Source organism: Megamonas sp. Calf98-2, assembly GCF_900110235.1.
In the GTDB taxonomy this organism is placed as follows: domain Bacteria; phylum Bacillota; class Negativicutes; order Selenomonadales; family Selenomonadaceae; genus Megamonas; species Megamonas funiformis.
Map to the genome: position 1 here is coordinate 1 of NZ_FOCY01000025.1, position 21,607 is coordinate 21,607.

Genomic DNA, 21,607 nt, shown 5'->3' on the forward strand with positions numbered 1-21,607 from the left:
GGCTTTACTTCCATCTCGATTAAATCGACGTGAAGCTCCTGACAAATATTATTAATCAACTCCTTTAATCGTTCATCAACACCATTGTTCAACACTTTTCTACGATATTTAGGACAAAATACTACATGATATTTACAAGAATATACTATATTATTATTTGATTTATATTTCATAAAAGTATTATATAACTATTAAAAATATAATACAATAAAAAACAATGATATCGAATCATTGTTTTTTAGCGAGCTTATATCCCCATAAATAAATTTAGGGGCTTTACGCTCGCATTTGGTAATAAACATCATAATTATATGTGCAACTAGCGATGAGTTGCCCTTCTGTGGAAAATAAAGTGGCTTTATTTCCAGATGTTCCTAAGTCGTGAGCTAGTAAGTATTTACCCATAGGTATGCTCCTAATTATTTATTATTGTATGCTTCTGTGATTTTTATAGCAGAAGATGTGCCAATTCTTTCAGCACCAGCTTCAATCATTTTTAAGCAAGTATCTAAATCGCGAATTCCACCAGCGGCTTTTACTTTTACTGTGTTTTTGACAATGCTTTTCATGAGTTTTACATCTTCAACTGTAGCGCCACCTGTACCAAAGCCTGTAGAAGTTTTGATGAAGTCTGGTTTTATTTCAAGTGCTATTTCGCATAATTTAATTTTTTCTTCATCAGTAAGATAGCAATTTTCAAAAATAACTTTAGAAATTACATTATGTTTTCTGCAAACATCTACGATTTGAGTCATTTCTTCTTTGATATAGTCATAATTTTTTTCTTTTAATTCTGTAATATTAATTACATAATCAATTTCATCTGCACCATTTGCAATAGCATCTTTAGTTTCAAAGACTTTAGTTTCAATTGTAGTTTGCCCTAAAGGAAAACTAATAGCAGCACCTACATGAATGTCAGTTCCTTTTAAAAGCTCTTTGCATAATTTTGTCTGTGTAGAATTGATAGCTACCATCATAAAATCATATTTTTTAGCTTCTTCGCAAAGTTTAGCCATATCTTCTCTAGTAGCATAAGGTTTTAAACATGTGTGATCAAAGTATTTACTAAATTTATTCATAGTTATTGCTCTTTTCTTTGTTATTATGTAATTACATAATAACAAAATAACAAAATTAAGTCAATATATAATAACTTATTGATAAAAGATAGTTAATATTTTATAATTTTTTTGAAAGGAGATTATAAATGAATTCGATATATGAACAATTAAAAATAGATAGAACAGTTCCTATTCCGCTATATTATCAAATAAAAACTTTTATGATAAAGCATATTGAAGATAATAGCTTAAAAGATGGTGAATTAGTTCCACCAGAAGAAGAATTATGCGCATATTTAAATGTTTCAAGACCGACAGTTAGACAAGCGTTTTTAGAATTAGTACATGAAGGTTATTTAAATAGAATTAAGTCAAAAGGAACATTTGTTACTCGCCCTAAAATTGCTGGAGATTTTATTCAAAAAATCCAAACATATAATCAAGAGATGCAATATTATGGATTAAAGCCTAAAACGAAGCTTTTATCTATATCAGAAATAGATGTTTTTGCTGAAGTTATGGAAAAATTGAAGCTAACAGAAAAAGATAAAGTTATTTGTCTTGAACGTTTGCGCTATGCCGATGATAAACCTATAGTTTATGTTAAAACTTTTATACCTGTGAAATTATGTAAGGGTTTAATTGATGAAGATTTAGAGCAAAATTCTTTATACGATACTTTAAAAACAAAATATAATATAGAGATTGCTCATATTAATCGTCAAATTCATGCAACAGTTGCTGACCCTTATTTATCTGATTTATTGGGTATTATGGAAAATGCTCCATTATTATATATAACAACGGTTGCATATAATCAAAATGATATTCCATTTGAATATTCATTGGCATCTTATCGAGCAGATATGTATAAAATGAATGTAGATTTATATAAAGATAAGTATTATAAATAAAAAAATGGCACTAACACAGTTAGTGCCATTTTTATAATCCTGTCCCTATAGAAATAAGACGATAATAATCTTTTTCTTTAATAAGTTGCATATAATTTGATTTATTAATAATCCAATTATTTTCTTGTTTAGTCCCATTACCAGGCAACCAAAAATCGTCATCACCTGACTGAATAGAAAATACTACAGAATATATAGTTGGTTCATTAGATACACTATATACAGAGATATCTTTATAATCAAAGATTTTACCATTAGCAAAAAGACTTTTATTTTTATGATAAGATAGTTCTTGTTTGACAATAGTATAAACAATTTCTTTATCAGTCATGTGGATAGTTTCTTTTATTGGTAATGTATCTGGATAAGATGTAATTGGTGAATGACTAGAATAATATAAATTTAGACTAATAAGTGTAAGTAAAATCAAATATATTTTTAATGAGTTTGTTTTTTTATATAATTTAAGAAAAAATATACAAAAAATACTTATTAAAATTAAAATACATATTGAATAAAAAAGATTAATATTCATTATAATTCTATTTATAGAAATTAATGATGGAATAAACGAATTCCAACGAATGCCATTGCCATATTGTATTTATCACAAGTTTCAATAACATTATCATCACGAATAGAACCACCGCTTTGAGCGACAAATTCTACGCCGGATTTATGAGCACGTTCAATGTTATCACCGAATGGGAAGAATGCATCAGAGCCAAGAGCTACGCCTTTTACCTGAGCGAGCCAAGCATCTTTTTCTTCTTTAGTGAATACTGGAGGTTTTTCAGTGAATACGCGTTTCCAATCGTCGCCACCGAGTAAATCCATATATTCATCAGAGATATATACATCAATTGCATTATCGCGGTCTGGACGGCGAACATCTGGTTTAAATGGTAAGTTTAATACTTGAGGTGCTTGACGTAAATGCCAGATATCTGCTTTATTACCAGCAAGACGAGTGCAATGTACACGGGATTGCTGACCAGCACCGATACCGATAGCCTGTCCGTCTTTAGCATAGCATACGGAATTGGATTGAGTGTATTTCAATGTGATTAAAGCGATAAGTAAATCACGTTTTGCTTCATCTGTGATATTTTTATTTTTTGTAGGAATGTTATTGAATAATTCTTCAGTGATTTTAATATCATTGCGTTTTTGTTCAAAAGTAACGCCAAAAACTTCTTTTGTTTCAAGTTCAGGTGCTTTGTAATCAGGGTTCATCTGAATTACAAGATAGTTACCTTTACGTTTTGTTTTTAAGATTTCTAAAGCTTCAGCACTGTAAGATGGAGCAATAACACCATCGGATACTTCACGGGCTAAGAAACGAGCTGTAGCAGCATCACATTCATCGGAAAGTGCAGCAAAATCTCCATAAGAAGACATGCGGTCAGCACCACGAGCGCGAATATATGCTGTAGCCATAGGTGTGAGTTCGATACCTTCAACGAAATACATTTTTTTCAATGTTTCAGATAAAGGAACAGCAACAGCTGCACCAGCAGGGCTTACATGTTTAAAAGATGCAGCAGATGGAAGACCTGTAGCTTCTCTTAATTCACGAACTAATTGCCAACTGTTAAAGGCATCTAAAAGATTAATATAACCTGGACGTCCATTTAAAACTGTGAATGGTAAATCTTGTCCATCTTTCATAAAAACGCGAGCAGGTTTTTGATTAGGGTTACATCCGTATTTTAATTCCATAGAATTCATTTACGATATTCCTCCTGTAAAATAAATATAATACTATTAGATTTTGTTGCCCAGACGGTCGGCTGTATAAATCTGTGCTTCATGTGGTTAATTCCACTTCCGTCAGTTACACAGATTGTTAACTAAAATTTATCATTTTAGAGTATGAGTTGTCAAGCTAAGCAATAATATTTGGAGATTTTGTTTTTTTAGGGATTTTTACAAGGATATTAGTTATTATTTAGCGAATAAAATATATAAATGCTTTTAATTTTTGAGGAGGTTTTTTTATGTCAGTAGAAAATATTGCTGTATTGACAAGTGGTACAGATGCACCAGGAATGAATGCGGCTATTAGAGCTGTAGTGAGAACTGCGATTAATAATAACGTGCGTATATGGGGCGTTTATGATGGATATAGAGGCTTAGTTGATGATAATATGGAAGAATTAACTTCTATATCTGTAGCCGATATTATTCAGCGTGGTGGTACTTTCTTGGGTACAAGTTTTTGTAAGCGTTTCCGTACAAAAGAAGGTCGTCAATTAGCTTATGAAAATCTAAAAAAACATAATATTGATGCTTTGATTGTTATCGGTGGTGATGGTAGCTTACGTGGAGCAGAAGAATTTGAACGTGAAACAGGATTTTCTGTAATTGGTATTCCAGCTACTATTGAAAATGATATTTGGGGAACAGATTATGCTATTGGTACAGATACTGCTGTAAATACTATTTTACAGGCAATCAACGAAATTCGTGATACTGCAAAAGCACATCGTCGTACATTTATTATTGAAGTAATGGGCAATAAATGTGGTTGGCTTGCTACATATTCAGCCGTTGCTGGTGGCGGAAATATGGTTATAGTACCAGAAGAAGAATTTGATAAGGAAAAAATTATCAATAAAGTACAAAAATTACATGATGGTGGTAAATCTTATTTAGTAATTTTGGCTTCTGAAGGTACTGGCAATATGCAAGAGTTAGTAAAAGAATTAGAAGCTAGAACAGGAATTTCCACACGCTTGACTGTTTTAGGTTTAGTTCAACGTGGTGGTTCACCAACAGCTAATGACCGTGTATTTGCAAGTGTATTAGGCGAACAAGCAACACTTGCAGCTGTTTCTGGACTTCATAATATTGTTTTTGGTATGCAACGTGGAAATATTGTTTGCATTGATTTACGTGATGCAATCACTAATAAAAAAGAATACCCAGAAGATTTAAGACATTTAGCAGAAGTGATTTCTTTATAATAAGAAAAATAAGAAAGTCTAGAAATAACTTATATAAGTTATTTCTAGACTTTTTTTAGAAGAAAAGGTTTTAAAATGATTTAGCAATACCACGGAAAATATACATAACAGCAGTAGCTCCAGGATCTTGCTTGCCTATAGATTGTTCATTATAATAAGCAGCTCTACCATGAACAGATTTTAAAGTTTTTGTTTTTTCTACACCTTCTATTGATGCTTGATATGCAGCTTGTTGAGCTTCAGCTAATGTTTTATTTTCAGATAATGATTGTTCTAAGGCATTAATTGCTGGAGCTAAAGCATCTAGCATAGTTTTATCACCGATTTTACTACCACCACGTTGCATAACACCATCAACAGCAGCTTTGCCCATTTCTACTAAATCTGTTAGATTTAATTCAGATTTGCCTTTGGCTTTTGGTGCAGATTTTACGAAACAAGTAGAAATTAATGTTCCCATAGTGGAAGGAACTACAGAATTCATTTTCATTCCTAATTTCATCATTAATTTCCCCATATCAGTTTCTTCTAGTATATCAATTTCTTGATAAATTGCTTCAAATCCTTTGCACATAGTAAGACCTAAATCTCCATCGCCCATAGCACCATCAAGAGCAATTAATTCATCTTTGGCATCTTGCATAGACTCCAAAATATTACCAAGAATTTCCTTTAATTTGAGTTTATTAATAGTTTCCATAAGAAAATCCTCCTTTATTAATGATTTTGTTCAAAAAATGGAGAATAGCAAGGAGCATCAATCATTTCTTTTAATTCATCATCTAATTTTAATAAAGATATAGACATTCCTGCCATTTCAAGAGAAGTAGCATATTCACCAATATATTTACGATGTATAGAAATATTTTTGTCAGATAAGATTTGATAAAGTTTACGATAAGCAAGATATAATTCTTCTTTTGGTGTACCACCTAGACCATTTACTAAAACAGCAACTTCACAACCATCTTCAAATGGTAGATCTTCAAGGATTTTTTCCATAATATTACTAACAACATCATCAATTTTCATTAATTTAGTACGATGAATACCTGGTTCCCCATGTATACCCATACCGATTTCCATTTCATCTTCAGCAATACTGAAAGTAGCTTTACCAGCTTCTGGAACAATACAAGGTGTAAGAGCAACGCCCATTGTTCTTGTATTATCAACAGTTTTTTGAGCTATACGAGCAACTTCGTCTAAGTTATACATTTTTTCGGCAGCTGCACCAGCACATTTATAGGCAAATACTAAACCTGCAACTCCACGACGTTTATTTTCACTACCCTTAGGTGCAGAAGCAATATCATCGGTTACTAATACTTCTTTTACAGGAATGTCTTCCATTTCATCTAAATCAGAAGCCATACCAAAATTCATAATATCGCCACCATAGCGACCATATAAATGTAATACACCAGCACCAGAATTAATAGCTTTATCAACTTCATGCATAGCTTCTGCGCTTGGAGAAGCAAATACATTACCAACAGTTACTCCGTCAGCAAGACCATAACCAACATATCCTAAAAATACTGGGAGATGACCAGAACCACCACCAGTAGCAATAGCTACTTTTCCTTCTTTTTTTTCGTCTGCACGAACTAAACAGTGCCAACTATTATTTACCATTTTTAAGGATTCTGGATGAGCTAAGACAATTCCTTCTATTGTTTCACGAGCAAAGTCTTCTGGTTTATTAATTAATTTTTTCATAATATATCCTCCTTATTATAGTTTTATTTTGAAGATGTTCTAGTTAATGAATCCAATAGTTTAATTTCTTTAGGATATTCCCATTTTTGAAGTTCACTATCTGATACATAAGGAGGTTCATTACCATTGTTAATAACAAGAGTATGATAATAAATTTCAGCTAATTCTTCTACATAACTAGCTTTTAAGAGAGCTTCTTTTAAATCTTTATCAATAGCGATTACACCATGTGCTTGCATTAAAGCAACATCTGATTTTTCTAAAGCTTTTACAGTGTTAATAGCTAGTTCTGGTGTTCCTGGTCTACCAAAATCAGCAACAGGAACAATTCCTTCTTTACAACCAAGACCTAAGATTTCATAAACAACGGCAGGTAAAGGTTTTTTTAGAACAGCAAAAGCAGTAGCATATTTTGAATGAGTATGAGCTACGGCATTGATATCAGGATGTTGTTTATATACTTCCAAATGCATTAAACTTTCACTAGTCGGTCTACGTTGAGCAGTTTCTGCTTCAATAACATTAGCATCTAGATCTATAACAACAACATCATGATAGGTCATTTCTTCTCTATCCATTCCAGTAGGAGTAATACATACATATCCTGTTTTAGGATCACGAACGCTAAAATTACCAGATCTATGTTTACATAAACCACTTCTATCAGCTTGAAGAGCATATTTTACAACTTGTTTTTTTAATTCTTCTAACATATTTATATAACCTTTCAAAATTAATATTTTAAGTAATTTATTTATTTAGCACTATCTTGAGTATTGCTTTTTTTCATGCTTAGGAAATACCAAGCAAATAAAATAGCAAAGATAATAATTCCAATAATACCAGTTAAATCGCCATTAAATGCATGTACGATAGACCATCTAAACTCAGGAGCTTCAACTTGCATCCAAGATATGAATTGACCTGCTTCGGCATGAAGTGTATTAGTATCAGCAGCCATCTTTGTAATTTGTGGTGCAAACTGAGTAGCAGCAATTAAATAAGATGGAGTAGCAATAATAGAAATTAAAAACATGCGAACAAGATTTTTTCTAGCAATAATCATAGCTGGTGGTGTTAAAACAACGTTGATAATAGAAGCTAGTGGAATTAATGTATTTAAACCTAATTGACTTAAAACAACAGCAAGAATTAATTCAATAGGAACCAATACAATAGCAATAACCCAGACTTCAGAACAGCCAGCCATAAATGGCCAATCTAAACCAACATAAAAATCACGGCCTTTGAATTTACTTTTCATAAAGGCACCAGCAGCGTCAGCAATAGGGGCAAGTGCTTGCATGAAAAGTTTTGCTACCATTGGGAATAAAATCATTGCAGTTGCAACAGACATTGCTGTAATTAAAATTTCTTTAATAGCATAACCACCTAAAAATGCGATTAATCCACCAACAATGAATCCCATTACACTATTTTCACCAAATATACCAATACGTTTTTTTAATTCATTAGCATCAATGTTAACTTTATTGATACCAGGAATAAAATCTAGAATGCGATTAATTAAAAATAAAATAGGACCTTGTAAAAACATTGGATGAGTACAAGTAACACCAGGAATTTTAGTAGCTTCATAACATCTTTTTTGAATTAAATCACCACTAATTAATTCTAAGATTATTTGAATTGCGCCAGCAATAAAACCGAAGGCAATATTTCCAGTAATATAAGCAACTAAAGTAGCAGTTAATATTTTTCCCCAGACATTCCATAAATCGACATTTAAACAATTTGTTAATTTTAAAGCAAGCATAACTAAGTTAATACCAATTTGTAGAGGAAACATAAAAAGAGCAAATGGCCATGCCCAAGCAATAGCAGCTATTGGGGACCAACCAACATCAATAGCAGTTAGTTCTAATCCAGTACGTTCTACGAGCGCTTGAGCGGCAGGACTAATACTACTAAACATAAAGCCTAAAACAACATTCATACCAGTAAAAGCAATACCTAATGTAAGACCTGCCATAATAGCTTTTTTTAATTTCATCTTTACACATAAACCAAGTATAATCATTATTATAGGTAAAAATATAGCGGCTCCAAGGCCAAGAATATAATTTAATATATCATTAAACATACAGTTTTCCTCCTTTGATTGTAGTTTTGTAATGAATTATTTTTATGTTATAATAGTCGTGCAATATATATTTTTTTGGACTCTATGGTGTTTTATATCATAGAGTCCGCTTTTTTTATGCTTCAATTAATTCTTTTAATTTTTCAAATTCTTCGTCCATACCTACACCTGTTAAGAATGGAATACCTTTAATAGTTGGAACATCCCATTCATCAGCATTGTCAGAAACAATTGAAACATAAATGTCACACTGATCAATAATACTTTCTAAAGATTTAATATCTACAGCTTCAACAGAAACATCTAATCCTTCATCTTCACACATAGATTGAATTTTAGAAGCAACTGTTTGACTTGTTGCAACACCAGAACCGCAAGCTACAAAAATTCTTTTCATGATAATCAAACTCCTTTTAATTTAAAACTTTATTTAATTTATCTATAATTTCTTTGGCTTGAGTAGAATTATATAGATCAATAAGTTTATCTTCTTGAGAAAATATAGACATTAACTTACTTAATATTTCTAAATGTCCTTTAGGATCTGTAACTGCTAACATAAAAATTAATTTTGCTGGAACAGTATTAGAACTATTACCCATTTCATGAAAATCAATAGGATTTTCTAGAGTAGCTACTAAAATAGCAGGTTTTATTACATGTTCTGGATACGTATGAGGCATAGCAATATTAATACCAGGTGTTTTTAATCCAGTAGGAAATTGTTTTTCCCTTTCTAAAATAGCAGAAGTATAACTTTCTTTTACATAACCTTTTTTATATAAAATATGAGATAATTCTTCGATCAAATTTTTAAAGTTAGTAGTTTTATAATTTAAAAATATTAAATCTTCATGTAACATAGAAGTAGACATAACAAGCACCTCCTTAAAATATATTTTTGTAATATTTATAATGCAATTTTTGTGCCAACTTAATGTATATTAAAAATGTATATTAATAATATATAAAGATAAAAAAATATATACACAAATTATAATTTTTATGCTAGTGTATATATTATAAAATGAATAGTGTATATATTATCTTTTTTATAAAAATTCTAATAAATAAGGAGTATAAGATGAGTCAAGCAAATGATATTTTAGATTTTATAAAACGCAATTGTAAGGTTGAGGTTTTTATAAAGGGTTTAAAAGATGGTAAAAATTTAGGTATAACAGCATTAGAGATACAAAATGAATATGGTATTTTACGTAATAATGCTAGTAGTATATTAAATCTATTGTGTAAGAATGGTAAATTAGTAAAAATTAATAGTAGACCAGTTACATTTATAGATAAAGAAATATTAAATGAAATGAATAAAAAATATAATGTACCAATAAAAAATATATATACTTTTAATGAATTAAGGGAATATATATTAAATACATCTATAAATGATCCATTTGAAATGTTATTAGGATATAATAGTAGTTTACTATCACAAGTTAGACAGGCAAAAGCAGCAATTGTATATCCGCCTAAAGGATTACATACGCTATTATTAGGGGAAAGTGGAGTAGGGAAAACAACATTTGCTCAAGCTATGCATGCATATGGATTGTTGATGAATAATAAAGAAAATAAAGATTATCCTTTTGTAACCTTTAATTGTGCAGATTATTTTAATAATCCTCAGTTATTATTATCGCAGTTGTTCGGACATGTGAAAGGTGCATTTACTGGTGCTGATACAGATAAAATAGGATTAGTAGAAAAAGCTAATGGAGGAATTTTATTTTTAGATGAAGTACATAGATTACCACCAGATGGACAAGAAATGTTATTTTATCTTATGGACAAAGGTGAATATAATAGATTAGGAGATGGAAGTAAAAGAAAAAGTAATGTTTTAATAATAGCAGCAACTACAGAAGATCCATCTACTACATTATTAAATACATTTATTAGACGTGTTCCAGTAAATATAATTTTACCAAGATATAAAGATAAACCTATAGCGGAAAAAATAGAACTTATAGAACAATTTTTCCGTTTTGAAGCAATAAATTTACAACAAGAAATATTAATAGCACCAGAAGTTTTAAAAGCTTTAGCATTATTTGATTTCATTGGAGGTAATATTGGACAATTAAGGTCAGAAATAAAGCTTTTATGTGCAAATGCTTTTTTACAATATTTACAAAATAATCAACGAATATATGTTGGATATCAAATGTTAAATAAAGAAATTAGAGATGTATTATTGAATTATTTAAAGTTAGATAAATCAATTACAAGTTATTTAAATATGTTTTCTGAAGATATAGTTATTAGACCTAATAGTAAAAATATAGAATATGAAGAAACAAATGATATATATGAAATTATAACTAAGAAATTAGATAGTTTAAAACAAAAGGGAGTAGCGCTAGAAAATATAACAGATGTATTAAAAACTGATATTGATAATTATTTATGTAGTGTAAGTAAACATTTTAACAATACAAATTCTAATTTAAATAATCTTTATAAATTAGTATCTAAAGATATTGTATTAGCAACAATGCAGTTTATAGAATACGCAAGAGAAAAATTACAAGTTAATTTTTCTAATCATTTTTTATTTAGTTTATCATTACATATTCAAGAATTAATAAAGAGAGTAGAAGAGAATAATGTAAGTAGTAATCAACATTTATTTAAGATAAAAAAAGAACATCCAGAAGAATTTAGTGTAGCAAATGATTTAGTGAAAAAAATTAGTAATAAATTTGGAATAATTGTTCCAGAAAGTGAAAAAGGATTTTTAGCATTATTATTATTTCATAGTAGAGTGGAGATATCGGACAATAATAAAATAGGAATAATTATAATATGTCATGGAGATTCAACAGCTACAAGTATTGCTAATACCTGTAATATGTTGCTAAATACTAATATGATGAAAGCAATAGATATGCCATTATCCCAAAGTATTGATGAAACATATAAAAAATTAAAATCAATGGCATTAGCTATAAATAAGGGTAAAGGTATTATAATATTGGCAGATATGGGATCTTTATTAGATTTTGATAAGAAATTAACATCTGAAACAGGTATAAAAACTAAAGTGGTAAAAAATGTCTCAACACCAATAGCTTTAGAAATGTTAAGACATGTTTTATATGATATGGAAGATATAGATAATGTATATGAACAGGCAAAGTTTGTTGAGGATAATTGTAATAAAATTGTTGTTGCTAAAAAGAAAGAATTAGCTATTTTATCAGTTTGTGCAACAGGCAAAGGTAGTAGTATAATTGCTAAAAACATCTTAGAAGAATTAATTGATAAATATTATGCTGATAAGATAAAAATTATTCCTGTTGATTTAGAAAATGCAAAAGATGTATTTAAAAAAATGCAAGATAGGTATTATATTTTAGCAGTTGTTGGAACAATTGATCCTATTTTACCAATCCCATTTTTTCCAATAAATCAATTAATGCAATCTGAAATACAACAAGTATTCTTTCATTTATTAGATGGAAATATTAATGGTATATTTATGTTACCTGAAAATAAAGCAAATTATACTATTTTTGAAACAGCTAAAGATTTATTAGAAAAATATGTTAAATTTATAAATCCTAAATATGCTATAACTAAAATTAGGAAGTTTATAGAAAAAATAGAATATAATCCGAAAAATGAAGAATATGTACTAGACTTAATGATTCATATGGGATGTATGTTAGATAGATGTTTAAGTAAAATTGATATAAAATATAATAATTTAGATTTATACAAAGAAAAAGAAAAACTTTTATTTGATAAAATAATAATAGCTTTAAAAGATATAGAGCAAGATTATAATATAAAAATAAGTGATGATGAAGTAGCATATATTGTAAAAATTATAACTACAAAAAAATAAAAAAAGGCATCTTAATAATTTATTAAGATGCCTTTTTCATAGTAAAGATTTTTTATAAAAGTAAAAGTTCTACAACGAATACAGATAAACAACAAGATGAGGCTACTTGGAATAAATTAGCACCAAACCAAGAAAGTACAATACCAATGACAAGAGCAATAGCTCCAGAAAGTGGTGTTTGTGTTACCTGTATAATTGCAGGAAAAGTCATAACTGCTAATGTGATATAAGGAACATAGTAAAGAAAAGATTTTATCAGCGGATTTTTTATTTCTGTTTGAATTAAAGTCAGTGGCAAAACACGAATAGCAAAACTAGTTAAAGCCATGACTAAAATGTATATATATACCTCAGACATTTTCTTCACCATCCTTTGTTTTTACTGGATATAAGATGCTAGCAATCAAAGATAATACTATAGTTAAAATAATGATACGTGTAGCACTTGATAATTCAGATATATAAGGAAGGTAAGTGGATAAGTAGCTAGCAATAAAGCTGATGATAACAAATACACCAATTACTTTATTTTTTCGTGCAGGTGGAATAATAACGGCTAAAAACATGCCGTATAATGCTACACTAAAAGCACTTATTAATTGAATTGGCAATAAATTACCTACAACAATTCCAAGAGCTGTACCACCAGCCCAACATGGCATAGTGATGAACATAGCACCAAAGTAATAAAAAGGATTTAGATAATTAGGTCTAGCGATAGAAATAGCAAATAATTCATCTGTGATATCAAAGCCGATTAAAATGCGTTGATACCATGGAATATCTGGCGATAATTTTTGACTTAAAGCGCAACTCATAATCAAATAACGAGAATTAGCGATTAAGATAACGAGAAATACTTCTATATATGTTGCCATTGTAGCAATAGAAGTAAAGCCAGCATATTCACCAGCGGAAGCATTTACAAGAAAGCTTGTTAAAAAGCCTTGAAATGCTGTTAGTCCTGCATTTTTAGCAGTGATTCCCAAAGAGAAGGAAACTGCTAAATAACCAAGAGCAATAGGAAAACCATCACGTATACCATCTTTAAAAGCTTGTTTTTTTACAGAGATATTGTCTACTGGATAAACATCGTCAGCAATATCTAATTCATTCATAGCGATTTCCTCCATTTTGTATTTTATTTTTAAATATGTATTTTGTATAAATATTATAGCAGTTATATTTACATTAGGAAAACGAATATTTATAATAACTATATAAGTAAAACTAATGGGAGAGCGAATGCATATGGTTTCGCGTTATGGGATTTTTTGTAAAGTCATAGAAAATGGAAATTTTACAAAGGTAGCAAAAGAAGTGGGCTATTCGCAAAGTGCGATTAGTCAAAGTATAAAGGCGTTAGAACAAGAATTAGGAACCATCTTGATTGATAGAAAAAAAGAGGGCATAACATTAACAGATGACGGTAAATCTTTTTATCCGTATATACAGGCAATTTTTCATGCTGAACTTTCATTGAAACAAAAGCAACAGGAAATGAAAGGTTTAGAGCATAGCGTTATACGTATTGGCACTTTTACTAGTGTGAGCAGAAATATTTTACCGCAATTGATGAAGAGTTTTAAATCATTATATCCTACAGTCAATTTTGTTTTAAAACAAGGTGAATATACAAGCATAAAGAAATGGATTTTACATGGAGAAATTGATTTTGGTTTTGTAAATAGTGATGTAGTTTCAGGTATCAATATGGAATTTTTATATAGAGATGAAATGATGGCAGTATTGCCTAAACATCATAAATTAGCTAATTTACCGATTATATCTTTAGACCAATTAGCCAAAGAATCTTTTATTTTGTTAGATGAAGGTCGCCATAGTGTGATTATGCATGCTTTTGCTGATTATAAATTAGAGCCACAGATTGAATATAAGGTTTATGATGATTATTCAATTTTAGCTATGGTAAAACAAGGTTTAGGGATATCTGCCATGTATAGTTTAGTTTTAAATGGATTTGAAGAGGGCTTAGCTATTCGACCAATAAAAGAACATCCTGAACGCAATGTAGCTTTAGCATGGCAAAATTGGGATACAATGTCACTAGCTTCACGTAAATTTGTAGAATTTATAAAAGAAAATTTTGTTTTTGTGCAAGAAAAATAAAAAATTGCAGAGCTTACGCTCTGCAATTTTTATTTAATAATACTTAACAATTCTAAAGGTTTATCAATAATAAAATCAGCATTAATATCTTTTAATTCCTCAAGACTGCCATATCCATACGTTACACCAACACATTTCAAATTAAATTTCTTCGCGCCAATGACATCGTATTTACGATCGCCTACCATTATACAGTCATTTAAATCTGTAATTTGCATTTGTTTTAAAACATAAGCTAATACATCATCTTTATTTATACGACTACCATCAAGTAAACTACCGCCAGCAAAGGCAAAATATTTTAGTAAATCATGTTGACTTAAAATATTTTTTACAAACTTTTCAGGTTTAGAAGAAGCAATCAACAATTTTAAACCATTTTCAGCTAAAGTCTTTAATAATTCAGGTATTTGCTCATATACTTCATTTTCTAAAATACCTTTATCTGTATAATATTCTCGAAAATATTTTACAGCTTCAAAACTTTGTTCATGATTAAAATTATAGCAATTGATAAATTGCTGATTTAATGGCGGACCTACAAAACTTTTTAAAACCGTCATATTTGTTTCATTTATGCCATATTTTTTTAAAGCATATTGTACAGCATGAATAATACCAGGCCCAGAATTAATCAATGTTCCGTCTAAATCAAAAATAATATTATGATATTTATATTGCATAAATTTATCCTCAATTTTATTTATTAATAAGTTTTTTAGCGATTTCTACAGCTTCAACGCCATCAGGAGCATAAGCATCAGCGCCGACATTATCAGCATATTCTTGAGTTACTACAGCGCCACCGATCATGACTTTTGTGGAATAATCACTTTTATTTAATTCAGCGATGACTTCATCTATCTGTGTAATAGTAGTTGTCATCAAGGAGCATAAACCGATCATATCGGCTTTATTATCTATAGCTGCTTTAATGATTTCTTCTTTATCAATATCTTTACCTAAATCGATAACTTTAAAACCGTTATTTTCTAAAAGTGCAGATACGATATTTTTACCTAAATCATGGATATCGCCTTTTACAGTGGCAATGACGATAGTACCTTTATTACTTACGCTATCAGCTGGAATACGTTCTTTGATTTTGATGAAAGCTTCACGCATTGCTTCAGCGGATAACATAACTTGTGGTAAAAAGATTTTTTTCGCACCGAAATCTTTGCCAACGACATTCATTGCTGCGCTTAAAGCTTTATCTGTAATTTCATTTGGTTTATGTCCTTCAGTTAAAGCTTGTTCTACCATTTGAGCAATGGATTCTTTTTCCCCACTGATTATAGCAGATTTTATATCTTCAATGATATCACCGCTAGATACTGCATTTTTAGCTTTAGCTACAGGGATATTTTGACCGGAATGATTAAGACTATAATCGCGACCATTAGGGTCTTTAGCTAAAAGAGCATTAGAAGCACTCAAGGCATTTTGCATAGAATCATCATAAGGGTTCATGATTGGAGCATCTAATCCCATTGCTAAACACATAGTGAAGAATGTGCTATTGATAAGTGGACGATTTGGAAGTCCAAAGGATATATTGCTAAGCCCCATAGTGGAAGGAGCACCAATATGTTCGCGGTAAAGCTTTAAAGTGTTTAATACCTCATTACAAGCATTTTTATCGGCAGCTATTGTCATTACAAGTGCGTCAAGTAAAAAGTCGTTATCTTTTAAGCCCTGAGCTTTAGCTTCAGCGATTATTTTTTGAGCTAGTGTAAGACGTTCTTTAGCCGTTTTAGGAATACCTTCATCAGATAATGGTAAGCATAAGATTGCAGCACCATATCTTTTAGCTAATGGTATAAAATATTTTAATCTATCAGGTTCTGCACTTACAGAATTGATGAGTGCTCTACCAGGATATGCTTTTAACCCTGCTTCTAATGCTTTAACATCGCTTGTATCAATAGCAAGTGGTGTATTTACAAGTTGAGAGATTTCAGTGATAGCTTTGTGCATAGCTTTTGCTTGGTCAATTCCAGCAACACCCATATTTACATCAAGGATTTGAGCATCAGCTTGAGTTTGTTCGATAGCTTCACGTTTTACAGAAATAAATGAACCATTTTTTATTTCTTCGGCTAATTTTTTACGACCAGTAGGATTGATGCGTTCACCAATTAATCGTGTAGGTAAATCTTTGCCAATAAATACAGTTTTAGAACGGCTAGCAAGGGCAAGATTAGGATTTGGTGCTTTGCGGATAGGTTCGGAAACATTAGCTAAAGCTTCTTTGATAGCTTTGATATGAGCAGGAGTTGTGCCACAGCAACCACCGATATAAGTTGCCCCAGCTTCTACAAGTTTTGGTGCCCATTTAGCCATATCTTCTGGAGTGAGTGGGAAAATGGTCTGACCATTTTCTAAATGTGGCATACCTGCATTTGCTTGTACACTGATAGGACAAGAACAATTATCGGCTAGTTCTTTTATGATAGGAACTAATTGTTCAGGGCCTAAAGAGCAGTTGGCACCGATGATATCTGCGCCCATAGCTTCTAAGATGATGGCAGCTGATTGTGGGTCTGTGCCTGTTACAGTTCTGCCATCTTCGCTGAAAGATAATTGACAGATTACGGGTAAATTGCAAGCATCTTTAGCAGCGAGAAGAGCAGCACGCATTTCTTGGATTTCAATACAAGTTTCGATGAGGATATAATCAACACCTGCGTCAGCTAAAATTTTAGCTTGTTCATAATAATTTGCATAAACTTCATCGAAAGTCAATTCGCCTAAAGGCTCAATAAAAGCACCAGTAGGGCCCATAGAACCAGCTACTTTTGCTTTGCCAGCAGTGGCGATTTTGGCATTTTTTACAGCAGCGATATTTATTGCTTCTACTTTATCGCCTAAGTTATATTCATTTAATTTAATGCGAGAAGCACCAAATGTATTTGTTTCAACAATATTTGAGCCTGCTTCTACATAAGCACGATGAACATTTTGGATAGCTTCTGGAGCTTCGATATTTAATAATTCAGGGCACATTCCTGGTTTTAATACAGATTTTTGTAACATAGTGCCAGTAGCACCATCAAATATATGTATCATAGAAGATACCTCCTAGAAATTTTTATTGAGCAAAAAAGATAAAATGTATTTGTTTATCATCATGAATTTTTATTTAATAATTCAGAGTCAAATGGTTTTATGCGGAAATTGCAATTAGGGTTTGGACAATATTTACAAGATTGTTTTTCAGGTTCGACATCTTGTGTTTTAGGTATAAGTCCAATGATTGCAGTAACGGATTTTCGCGGTGTAAGCATTAATGATGAAGTTAGGCTAATACCTATTTCATGAGCTTTAGCTAAGCGGAGCATTTCAGGTTGTGCCTGTATAGGCCAATCTCCATATCCTGGGCTAAATCGCCAACGACGAACTAATCCTTGCATATTGAATTTTTGGTCAATGGCTTGTTCGATACCATCAGCAACATGTTCAACAGCTGTAGTTGCAGCAGCGTCCATCAAAACAGCTAGCGTGTATTCTCCATCTTTGAAACGACGGGAGATTTCTTCTTCAACAGTTTCGCCGATTGTAACAGCGATGATGGCAACTTTTGTAGCTCGACAAAGATGTTTAGTTACTTTTTTCCCTTCTAATTTAAAGGGCTTATCTGCAAGTACAATGCCATTTTTAGCGTCATAGTCATATACTTCCCAAATCCCTTTAGGTTCGGAAATATATAAGACTTCACGACATGCTTCTAAAATAGTTTTTTTATTGAAATTAGGAGCTTTGTTAAGTCCAGCATAACGTCTAGTTTCACTAGGGTCAATGGACATTAAAGCAGCATTATATTTAGGCATGGTAAAATCTCCCTTAATGTTTTGTGTTTATAATTATATCTAGAAAAGAATTTTATCATAAATTTTAGTATAATTATACTGTTATTAGTTAAATTAATTTTTTATGATTGATTATAGTTTTAAATTATAATGAATTTATAAAAGTAATAAGTTAAAATAATTATTATAATATTTTAAAGGAGAAATACATGGAATTTTTAAATATTGATGAAATTTTACCAAACCCATTTCAACCGAGAAAGGAGTTTGATATGGAGCAATTAGCTCAACTAGCAAAATCGATAAAAGAATATGGCATAATTGAGCCACTAATTGTGCGTATAAATGATAATGATGAATTTGAATTGATTGCAGGAGAAAGACGTCTTCGTGCAGCTAAAATAGCAGGATTAGATAAAGTGCCAATTATCTTAAAAGATTATGATGATGATAAGGTAGCACAAATAGCTTTAATTGAAAATCTCCAACGCAGTAATTTAAATGTTATTGAAGAAGCAAATGCATATCAGTTGTTATTACATAAATTTAATTTAAAACAAGAAGAAGTAGCGCAAAAAGTGGGAAAAAGTCGTTCGCATATAGCGAATTTTGTACGCTTATTAAATTTAGCAAAAGAAGTACAGTGCTTATTACAAGATAATAAACTCAATATGGGGCAGGCAAAACCGCTTTTAGCGATAGAAGATGAAAAGCTTCAAGTAAAATTAGCTAATTTGATAATTGAAAGAGAATTATCTGCTAGAAAAGCTGAAGCTTTAGTCAAAAAAGTCTTAGCAGGGGATAATGTCATCGAGCAGATTGAACAAGTAAAAGAAGCTAAGATGTATTTAAATGATGTGCAAGAGCGCTTAAAACAAATATTGGGAACGAATGTAAATATAAAGCAAGGTAAAAAGAAATCTCGCATAGAAATTGAATTTTATAATGATGATGATTTAGCTAGATTAGTTGAATTATTGATGGAAAAACAAGAAAGTCCTCAGATGAACAAATCGAGAATTATTAAGGATTTTAACATTTAGTAAATGCTGTTTTGATTTTACAAATAAAAACATGAATGCTATAATGTTGCACGTTAAAAAGGATAGTCTTTATTGAATAATCAATTCTTTTTTAACAGAATTTAGGAGGGAATATTTATGGATTTTTCAATGCTAAATCAGATATTTCAAGATAATTTAGCAATTATTTTAACTGTAATCGTAGTTTTATTAGTTTTATTAATAATTTTATCAATAGTGATGCTTGTAAAATTAAGCAAAGCTAAAAAACGTTATAATTCATTGGTAAATGGTGCAACAGGTGAAAGTTTAGAGGATATTATAGCTGATAATATTGCTCAAATGAATGAACTTGTAGTAAAAAATAATAAAATTGATGCAGATTATGCAGAAATGAAATCTTTATTTACAAAATCCATTCAAAAAGTAGCAGTACATCGTTTCTGTGCTTTTGCTGATATGGGTGGCGATTTGAGTTATGCTGTAGCTTTACTTGATAATCAAAATAATGGTGTGATATTCTCTTCTATTTTTGGACGTCAAGATTCTTGCACATATGTAAAACCTATAGAAAATGGTGTTTCTAAATATCCTTTGACTCAAGAAGAAAACAAAGTGTTATTAGAAGCTATGTCTAAATAATTTTGACAAAGATAAAAACAAAAGGAGTACAAATTGTTGTACTCCTTTTTTATGTGCAATTTTTTCAAAAAAATCACTTCGCTTATGCGAAGTATAAAATTAATCAACTGTAGGCATAAATAAAGCAGGCATATTATTAATCGTATCAGTAACTTTCTGCTCTGTTTCCATAGCTTTTCGATGTAATCGCTCAGCCTTAGCTAAATCTTTTGGTTTATTATCTTGAATACCGATAGCATAAGCTTTCCATGCTTGAATAGTATATGTCGTACTTTCCATGCGCAATTCATGTAAATGGCGAGCGCCTGTAGGTATTTGATAACTTTGTAGATAATTATACCAATCTTGATATGTTGGCACTATTTTATTATCAATAAAAGATTTTAACAATGCTCTTTGACTTGATGAAGGATTATTTTTGAAGTTTTCAGCTAAAACTATAAATTCGCTTTGTAATTGCTTGAATTGAGCATTATTTCTATCTAAATCAGATTTAGTATTAGTCAAATACGTATTTATATCTTGGCGATAAAGATTAGATATCATAGTTAAATAATCTTGATAATTCGTAACTTCGCTGACTTGCCAAATGCCTTCTTCATTTTTGACTAATTTTAATTTTAAATCAAAATTAGTATCTGTGTATTTATCTGCAACTAAAATTGTTGCCATAACTGAATTATCATCAATAGTTTCTATGGATTTTATCTCTTTGAAACTTATATTGAATAACAAAGAGCGATTGATTAATTCTGTATAATCGATACCTAATTGACGACCTTTAAGCATAGAATCATAATTGAAACGTTGCCAATTTCCAGTTTGAATATATTTATCAATGCTTTGAATTGTGCCATCAATAATGATGGGTTCAATGAGGGCATAGAATGTTTGATAAATACTATGTTCTTTTTCCGTATAGATTTTGTCATTGATAAATATATCATTAGTCAAAATCTTATAATTTGGTGGTAATAAAGTTTTAAAATCTACGTATTTATGAATAGTGTCAATATCACGATGTTCAAAGGCTGTTTGCAATTCTTCTAAAGCATATTCAGGAGAATTAGTGCGTTGGTAATAGTAATAACCTCCTATAATCGATAAAATTAATAATACTAATAAAACTACAAAACAAGCAAATAAATTTTGTATGCGACGTTGTCTTCTTCGTTTAGCAACGGTTCGTTGCCATTTATCATCATTCATGATTAATTTACTCCAGGGTGAAAATTTGTATAATTATTATACCATAAAACAATATCGGTGGTTATCGCTTTTATTTTATAGTGTAAAGTTTACAATTTAATATTGACAAAAAATAATTGATGTGTAATAATATGAGCAAATTAATTCAAAA

Annotated in this window: 23 protein-coding genes and 1 riboswitch; of the genes, 6 read left to right on the forward strand and 17 right to left on the reverse strand. The window is 30.4% G+C overall.

Annotated elements, in window-relative coordinates:
• From tnpA to deoC, 3 genes are all read right to left on the reverse strand, one after another.
• Positions 1 to 173, reverse strand: a 173-nt coding sequence (tnpA, locus tag BMX03_RS08265; protein WP_143052080.1) for an IS200/IS605 family transposase, incomplete at its 3' end; no start/stop codon positions are given.
• Between the two features lie 103 nt (positions 174 to 276).
• Positions 277 to 405, reverse strand: coding sequence for a hypothetical protein (locus BMX03_RS11425; RefSeq protein ID WP_022228334.1), 129 nt, complete (start codon positions 403 to 405; stop codon positions 277 to 279).
• A 14-nt stretch (positions 406 to 419) separates the two neighbouring features.
• Entirely contained in the window at positions 420 to 1,082 is a 663-nt protein-coding gene (deoC, locus tag BMX03_RS08270) for a deoxyribose-phosphate aldolase (RefSeq protein WP_075554990.1), read from the reverse strand.
• Between the two features lie 128 nt (positions 1,083 to 1,210).
• On the opposite strand from deoC, the gene BMX03_RS08275 reads away from it, so the two are divergent.
• Positions 1,211 to 1,978, forward strand: a complete 768-nt coding sequence (locus BMX03_RS08275; RefSeq protein WP_008539253.1) for a GntR family transcriptional regulator — start codon at positions 1,211 to 1,213, stop codon at positions 1,976 to 1,978.
• A gap of 31 nt (positions 1,979 to 2,009) precedes the next feature.
• Here the strand turns inward: BMX03_RS08275 and BMX03_RS08280 are convergent, their stop codons facing one another.
• Both BMX03_RS08280 and BMX03_RS08285 read right to left on the reverse strand, forming a co-directional pair.
• On the reverse strand, positions 2,010 to 2,408 hold the full coding sequence (locus BMX03_RS08280) for a hypothetical protein (RefSeq protein ID WP_218138531.1): 399 nt from the start codon (positions 2,406 to 2,408) through the stop codon (positions 2,010 to 2,012).
• A gap of 125 nt (positions 2,409 to 2,533) precedes the next feature.
• The gene (locus BMX03_RS08285; protein WP_008539256.1) at positions 2,534 to 3,709 is read right to left on the reverse strand and encodes a phosphoribosylaminoimidazolecarboxamide formyltransferase; all 1,176 of its coding nucleotides are present in this window, start codon (positions 3,707 to 3,709) and stop codon (positions 2,534 to 2,536) included.
• Positions 3,710 to 3,750: 41 nt separating this feature from the next.
• A riboswitch (ZMP/ZTP riboswitch) is annotated at positions 3,751 to 3,829 on the reverse strand.
• Between the two features lie 149 nt (positions 3,830 to 3,978).
• Between BMX03_RS08285 and pfkA the strand changes: the two genes are divergently transcribed.
• Positions 3,979 to 4,947: a 6-phosphofructokinase gene (gene pfkA, locus BMX03_RS08290; protein ID WP_008539259.1), complete on the forward strand. Its 969-nt coding sequence runs from the start codon at positions 3,979 to 3,981 to the stop codon at positions 4,945 to 4,947.
• Positions 4,948 to 5,017: 70 nt separating this feature from the next.
• On the opposite strand, the gene dhaL is transcribed toward pfkA, so the two are convergent.
• From dhaL to BMX03_RS08320, 6 genes are all read right to left on the reverse strand, one after another.
• On the reverse strand, positions 5,018 to 5,647 hold the full coding sequence (gene dhaL / locus BMX03_RS08295; protein ID WP_015561963.1) for a dihydroxyacetone kinase subunit DhaL: 630 nt from the start codon (positions 5,645 to 5,647) through the stop codon (positions 5,018 to 5,020).
• Between the two features lie 17 nt (positions 5,648 to 5,664).
• Complete coding sequence (locus BMX03_RS08300) at positions 5,665 to 6,669, reverse strand: dihydroxyacetone kinase subunit DhaK (RefSeq protein ID WP_075554987.1); 1,005 nt, start codon at positions 6,667 to 6,669, stop codon at positions 5,665 to 5,667.
• A gap of 23 nt (positions 6,670 to 6,692) precedes the next feature.
• Entirely contained in the window at positions 6,693 to 7,382 is a 690-nt protein-coding gene (locus tag BMX03_RS08305) for a class II aldolase/adducin family protein (protein WP_008539263.1), read from the reverse strand.
• A gap of 41 nt (positions 7,383 to 7,423) precedes the next feature.
• Positions 7,424 to 8,773, reverse strand: a complete 1,350-nt coding sequence (locus BMX03_RS08310; protein WP_075554986.1) for a PTS galactitol transporter subunit IIC — start codon at positions 8,771 to 8,773, stop codon at positions 7,424 to 7,426.
• A 115-nt stretch (positions 8,774 to 8,888) separates the two neighbouring features.
• Positions 8,889 to 9,170, reverse strand: a complete 282-nt coding sequence (locus BMX03_RS08315; RefSeq protein ID WP_008539265.1) for a PTS sugar transporter subunit IIB — start codon at positions 9,168 to 9,170, stop codon at positions 8,889 to 8,891.
• A 16-nt stretch (positions 9,171 to 9,186) separates the two neighbouring features.
• Entirely contained in the window at positions 9,187 to 9,648 is a 462-nt protein-coding gene (locus tag BMX03_RS08320) for a PTS sugar transporter subunit IIA (protein WP_008539266.1), read from the reverse strand.
• 209 nt (positions 9,649 to 9,857) lie between these two features.
• On the opposite strand from BMX03_RS08320, the gene BMX03_RS08325 reads away from it, so the two are divergent.
• Positions 9,858 to 12,641, forward strand: coding sequence for a sigma 54-interacting transcriptional regulator (locus tag BMX03_RS08325; protein WP_008539267.1), 2,784 nt, complete (start codon positions 9,858 to 9,860; stop codon positions 12,639 to 12,641).
• A 52-nt stretch (positions 12,642 to 12,693) separates the two neighbouring features.
• On the opposite strand, the gene BMX03_RS08330 is transcribed toward BMX03_RS08325, so the two are convergent.
• Positions 12,694 to 12,999 carry an AzlD domain-containing protein gene (locus tag BMX03_RS08330; protein ID WP_008539269.1) on the reverse strand — a complete coding sequence of 102 codons (306 nt, stop codon included), beginning with the start codon at positions 12,997 to 12,999 and terminating at the stop codon, positions 12,694 to 12,696.
• The gene (locus BMX03_RS08335) at positions 12,992 to 13,759 is read right to left on the reverse strand and encodes an AzlC family ABC transporter permease (RefSeq protein WP_008539270.1); all 768 of its coding nucleotides are present in this window, start codon (positions 13,757 to 13,759) and stop codon (positions 12,992 to 12,994) included. Before BMX03_RS08335 ends, BMX03_RS08330 begins: the two co-directional genes overlap by 8 nt.
• A gap of 133 nt (positions 13,760 to 13,892) precedes the next feature.
• Between BMX03_RS08335 and BMX03_RS08340 the strand changes: the two genes are divergently transcribed.
• Positions 13,893 to 14,771: a LysR family transcriptional regulator gene (locus BMX03_RS08340; RefSeq protein ID WP_255361460.1), complete on the forward strand. Its 879-nt coding sequence runs from the start codon at positions 13,893 to 13,895 to the stop codon at positions 14,769 to 14,771.
• A gap of 29 nt (positions 14,772 to 14,800) precedes the next feature.
• Here BMX03_RS08340 and BMX03_RS08345 read toward each other — a convergent pair whose 3' ends face one another.
• Genes BMX03_RS08345 through BMX03_RS08355 form a run of 3 tightly spaced genes read right to left on the reverse strand, consistent with a single transcriptional unit; the run spans position 14,801 to position 18,604 of the window.
• Positions 14,801 to 15,454: an HAD-IA family hydrolase gene (locus tag BMX03_RS08345; protein ID WP_091694809.1), complete on the reverse strand. Its 654-nt coding sequence runs from the start codon at positions 15,452 to 15,454 to the stop codon at positions 14,801 to 14,803.
• A gap of 16 nt (positions 15,455 to 15,470) precedes the next feature.
• Positions 15,471 to 17,843, reverse strand: coding sequence for a homocysteine S-methyltransferase family protein (locus tag BMX03_RS08350; protein ID WP_091694812.1), 2,373 nt, complete (start codon positions 17,841 to 17,843; stop codon positions 15,471 to 15,473).
• A 59-nt stretch (positions 17,844 to 17,902) separates the two neighbouring features.
• Positions 17,903 to 18,604, reverse strand: coding sequence for a vitamin B12 dependent-methionine synthase activation domain-containing protein (locus BMX03_RS08355; protein WP_075554981.1), 702 nt, complete (start codon positions 18,602 to 18,604; stop codon positions 17,903 to 17,905).
• A gap of 188 nt (positions 18,605 to 18,792) precedes the next feature.
• Between BMX03_RS08355 and BMX03_RS08360 the strand changes: the two genes are divergently transcribed.
• Entirely contained in the window at positions 18,793 to 19,626 is an 834-nt protein-coding gene (locus BMX03_RS08360; protein WP_075554980.1) for a ParB/RepB/Spo0J family partition protein, read from the forward strand.
• 117 nt (positions 19,627 to 19,743) lie between these two features.
• Positions 19,744 to 20,247: a DUF4446 family protein gene (locus BMX03_RS08365; protein ID WP_015561947.1), complete on the forward strand. Its 504-nt coding sequence runs from the start codon at positions 19,744 to 19,746 to the stop codon at positions 20,245 to 20,247.
• A 99-nt stretch (positions 20,248 to 20,346) separates the two neighbouring features.
• On the opposite strand, the gene BMX03_RS08370 is transcribed toward BMX03_RS08365, so the two are convergent.
• A complete protein-coding gene (locus tag BMX03_RS08370) occupies positions 20,347 to 21,456 on the reverse strand; it encodes a hypothetical protein (protein ID WP_091694815.1) in 1,110 nt (369 codons plus the stop codon).
• Between the last annotated feature and the right edge of the window lie 151 nt (positions 21,457 to 21,607).

Bases quoted from the DNA above. Each gene is read 5' to 3' on its own strand.
- BMX03_RS11425 (WP_022228334.1), bottom strand. From the start codon at position 405: ATGGGTAAATACTTACTAGCTCACGACTTAGGAACATCTGGAAATAAA.
- deoC (WP_075554990.1), bottom strand. From the start codon at position 1,082: ATGAATAAATTTAGTAAATACTTTGATCACACATGTTTAAAACCTTAT.
- BMX03_RS08275 (WP_008539253.1), top strand. From the start codon at position 1,211: ATGAATTCGATATATGAACAATTAAAAATAGATAGAACAGTTCCTATT.
- BMX03_RS08285 (WP_008539256.1), bottom strand. From the start codon at position 3,709: ATGAATTCTATGGAATTAAAATACGGATGTAACCCTAATCAAAAACCT.
- pfkA (WP_008539259.1), top strand. From the start codon at position 3,979: ATGTCAGTAGAAAATATTGCTGTATTGACAAGTGGTACAGATGCACCA.
- dhaL (WP_015561963.1), bottom strand. From the start codon at position 5,647: ATGGAAACTATTAATAAACTCAAATTAAAGGAAATTCTTGGTAATATT.
- BMX03_RS08300 (WP_075554987.1), bottom strand. From the start codon at position 6,669: ATGAAAAAATTAATTAATAAACCAGAAGACTTTGCTCGTGAAACAATA.
- BMX03_RS08305 (WP_008539263.1), bottom strand. From the start codon at position 7,382: ATGTTAGAAGAATTAAAAAAACAAGTTGTAAAATATGCTCTTCAAGCT.
- BMX03_RS08310 (WP_075554986.1), bottom strand. From the start codon at position 8,773: ATGTTTAATGATATATTAAATTATATTCTTGGCCTTGGAGCCGCTATA.
- BMX03_RS08315 (WP_008539265.1), bottom strand. From the start codon at position 9,170: ATGAAAAGAATTTTTGTAGCTTGCGGTTCTGGTGTTGCAACAAGTCAA.
- BMX03_RS08320 (WP_008539266.1), bottom strand. From the start codon at position 9,648: ATGTCTACTTCTATGTTACATGAAGATTTAATATTTTTAAATTATAAA.
- BMX03_RS08325 (WP_008539267.1), top strand. From the start codon at position 9,858: ATGAGTCAAGCAAATGATATTTTAGATTTTATAAAACGCAATTGTAAG.
- BMX03_RS08330 (WP_008539269.1), bottom strand. From the start codon at position 12,999: ATGTCTGAGGTATATATATACATTTTAGTCATGGCTTTAACTAGTTTT.
- BMX03_RS08335 (WP_008539270.1), bottom strand. From the start codon at position 13,759: ATGAATGAATTAGATATTGCTGACGATGTTTATCCAGTAGACAATATC.
- BMX03_RS08340 (WP_255361460.1), top strand. From the start codon at position 13,893: ATGGTTTCGCGTTATGGGATTTTTTGTAAAGTCATAGAAAATGGAAAT.
- BMX03_RS08345 (WP_091694809.1), bottom strand. From the start codon at position 15,454: ATGCAATATAAATATCATAATATTATTTTTGATTTAGACGGAACATTG.
- BMX03_RS08350 (WP_091694812.1), bottom strand. From the start codon at position 17,843: ATGATACATATATTTGATGGTGCTACTGGCACTATGTTACAAAAATCT.
- BMX03_RS08355 (WP_075554981.1), bottom strand. From the start codon at position 18,604: ATGCCTAAATATAATGCTGCTTTAATGTCCATTGACCCTAGTGAAACT.
- BMX03_RS08360 (WP_075554980.1), top strand. From the start codon at position 18,793: ATGGAATTTTTAAATATTGATGAAATTTTACCAAACCCATTTCAACCG.
- BMX03_RS08365 (WP_015561947.1), top strand. From the start codon at position 19,744: ATGGATTTTTCAATGCTAAATCAGATATTTCAAGATAATTTAGCAATT.
- BMX03_RS08370 (WP_091694815.1), bottom strand. From the start codon at position 21,456: ATGAATGATGATAAATGGCAACGAACCGTTGCTAAACGAAGAAGACAA.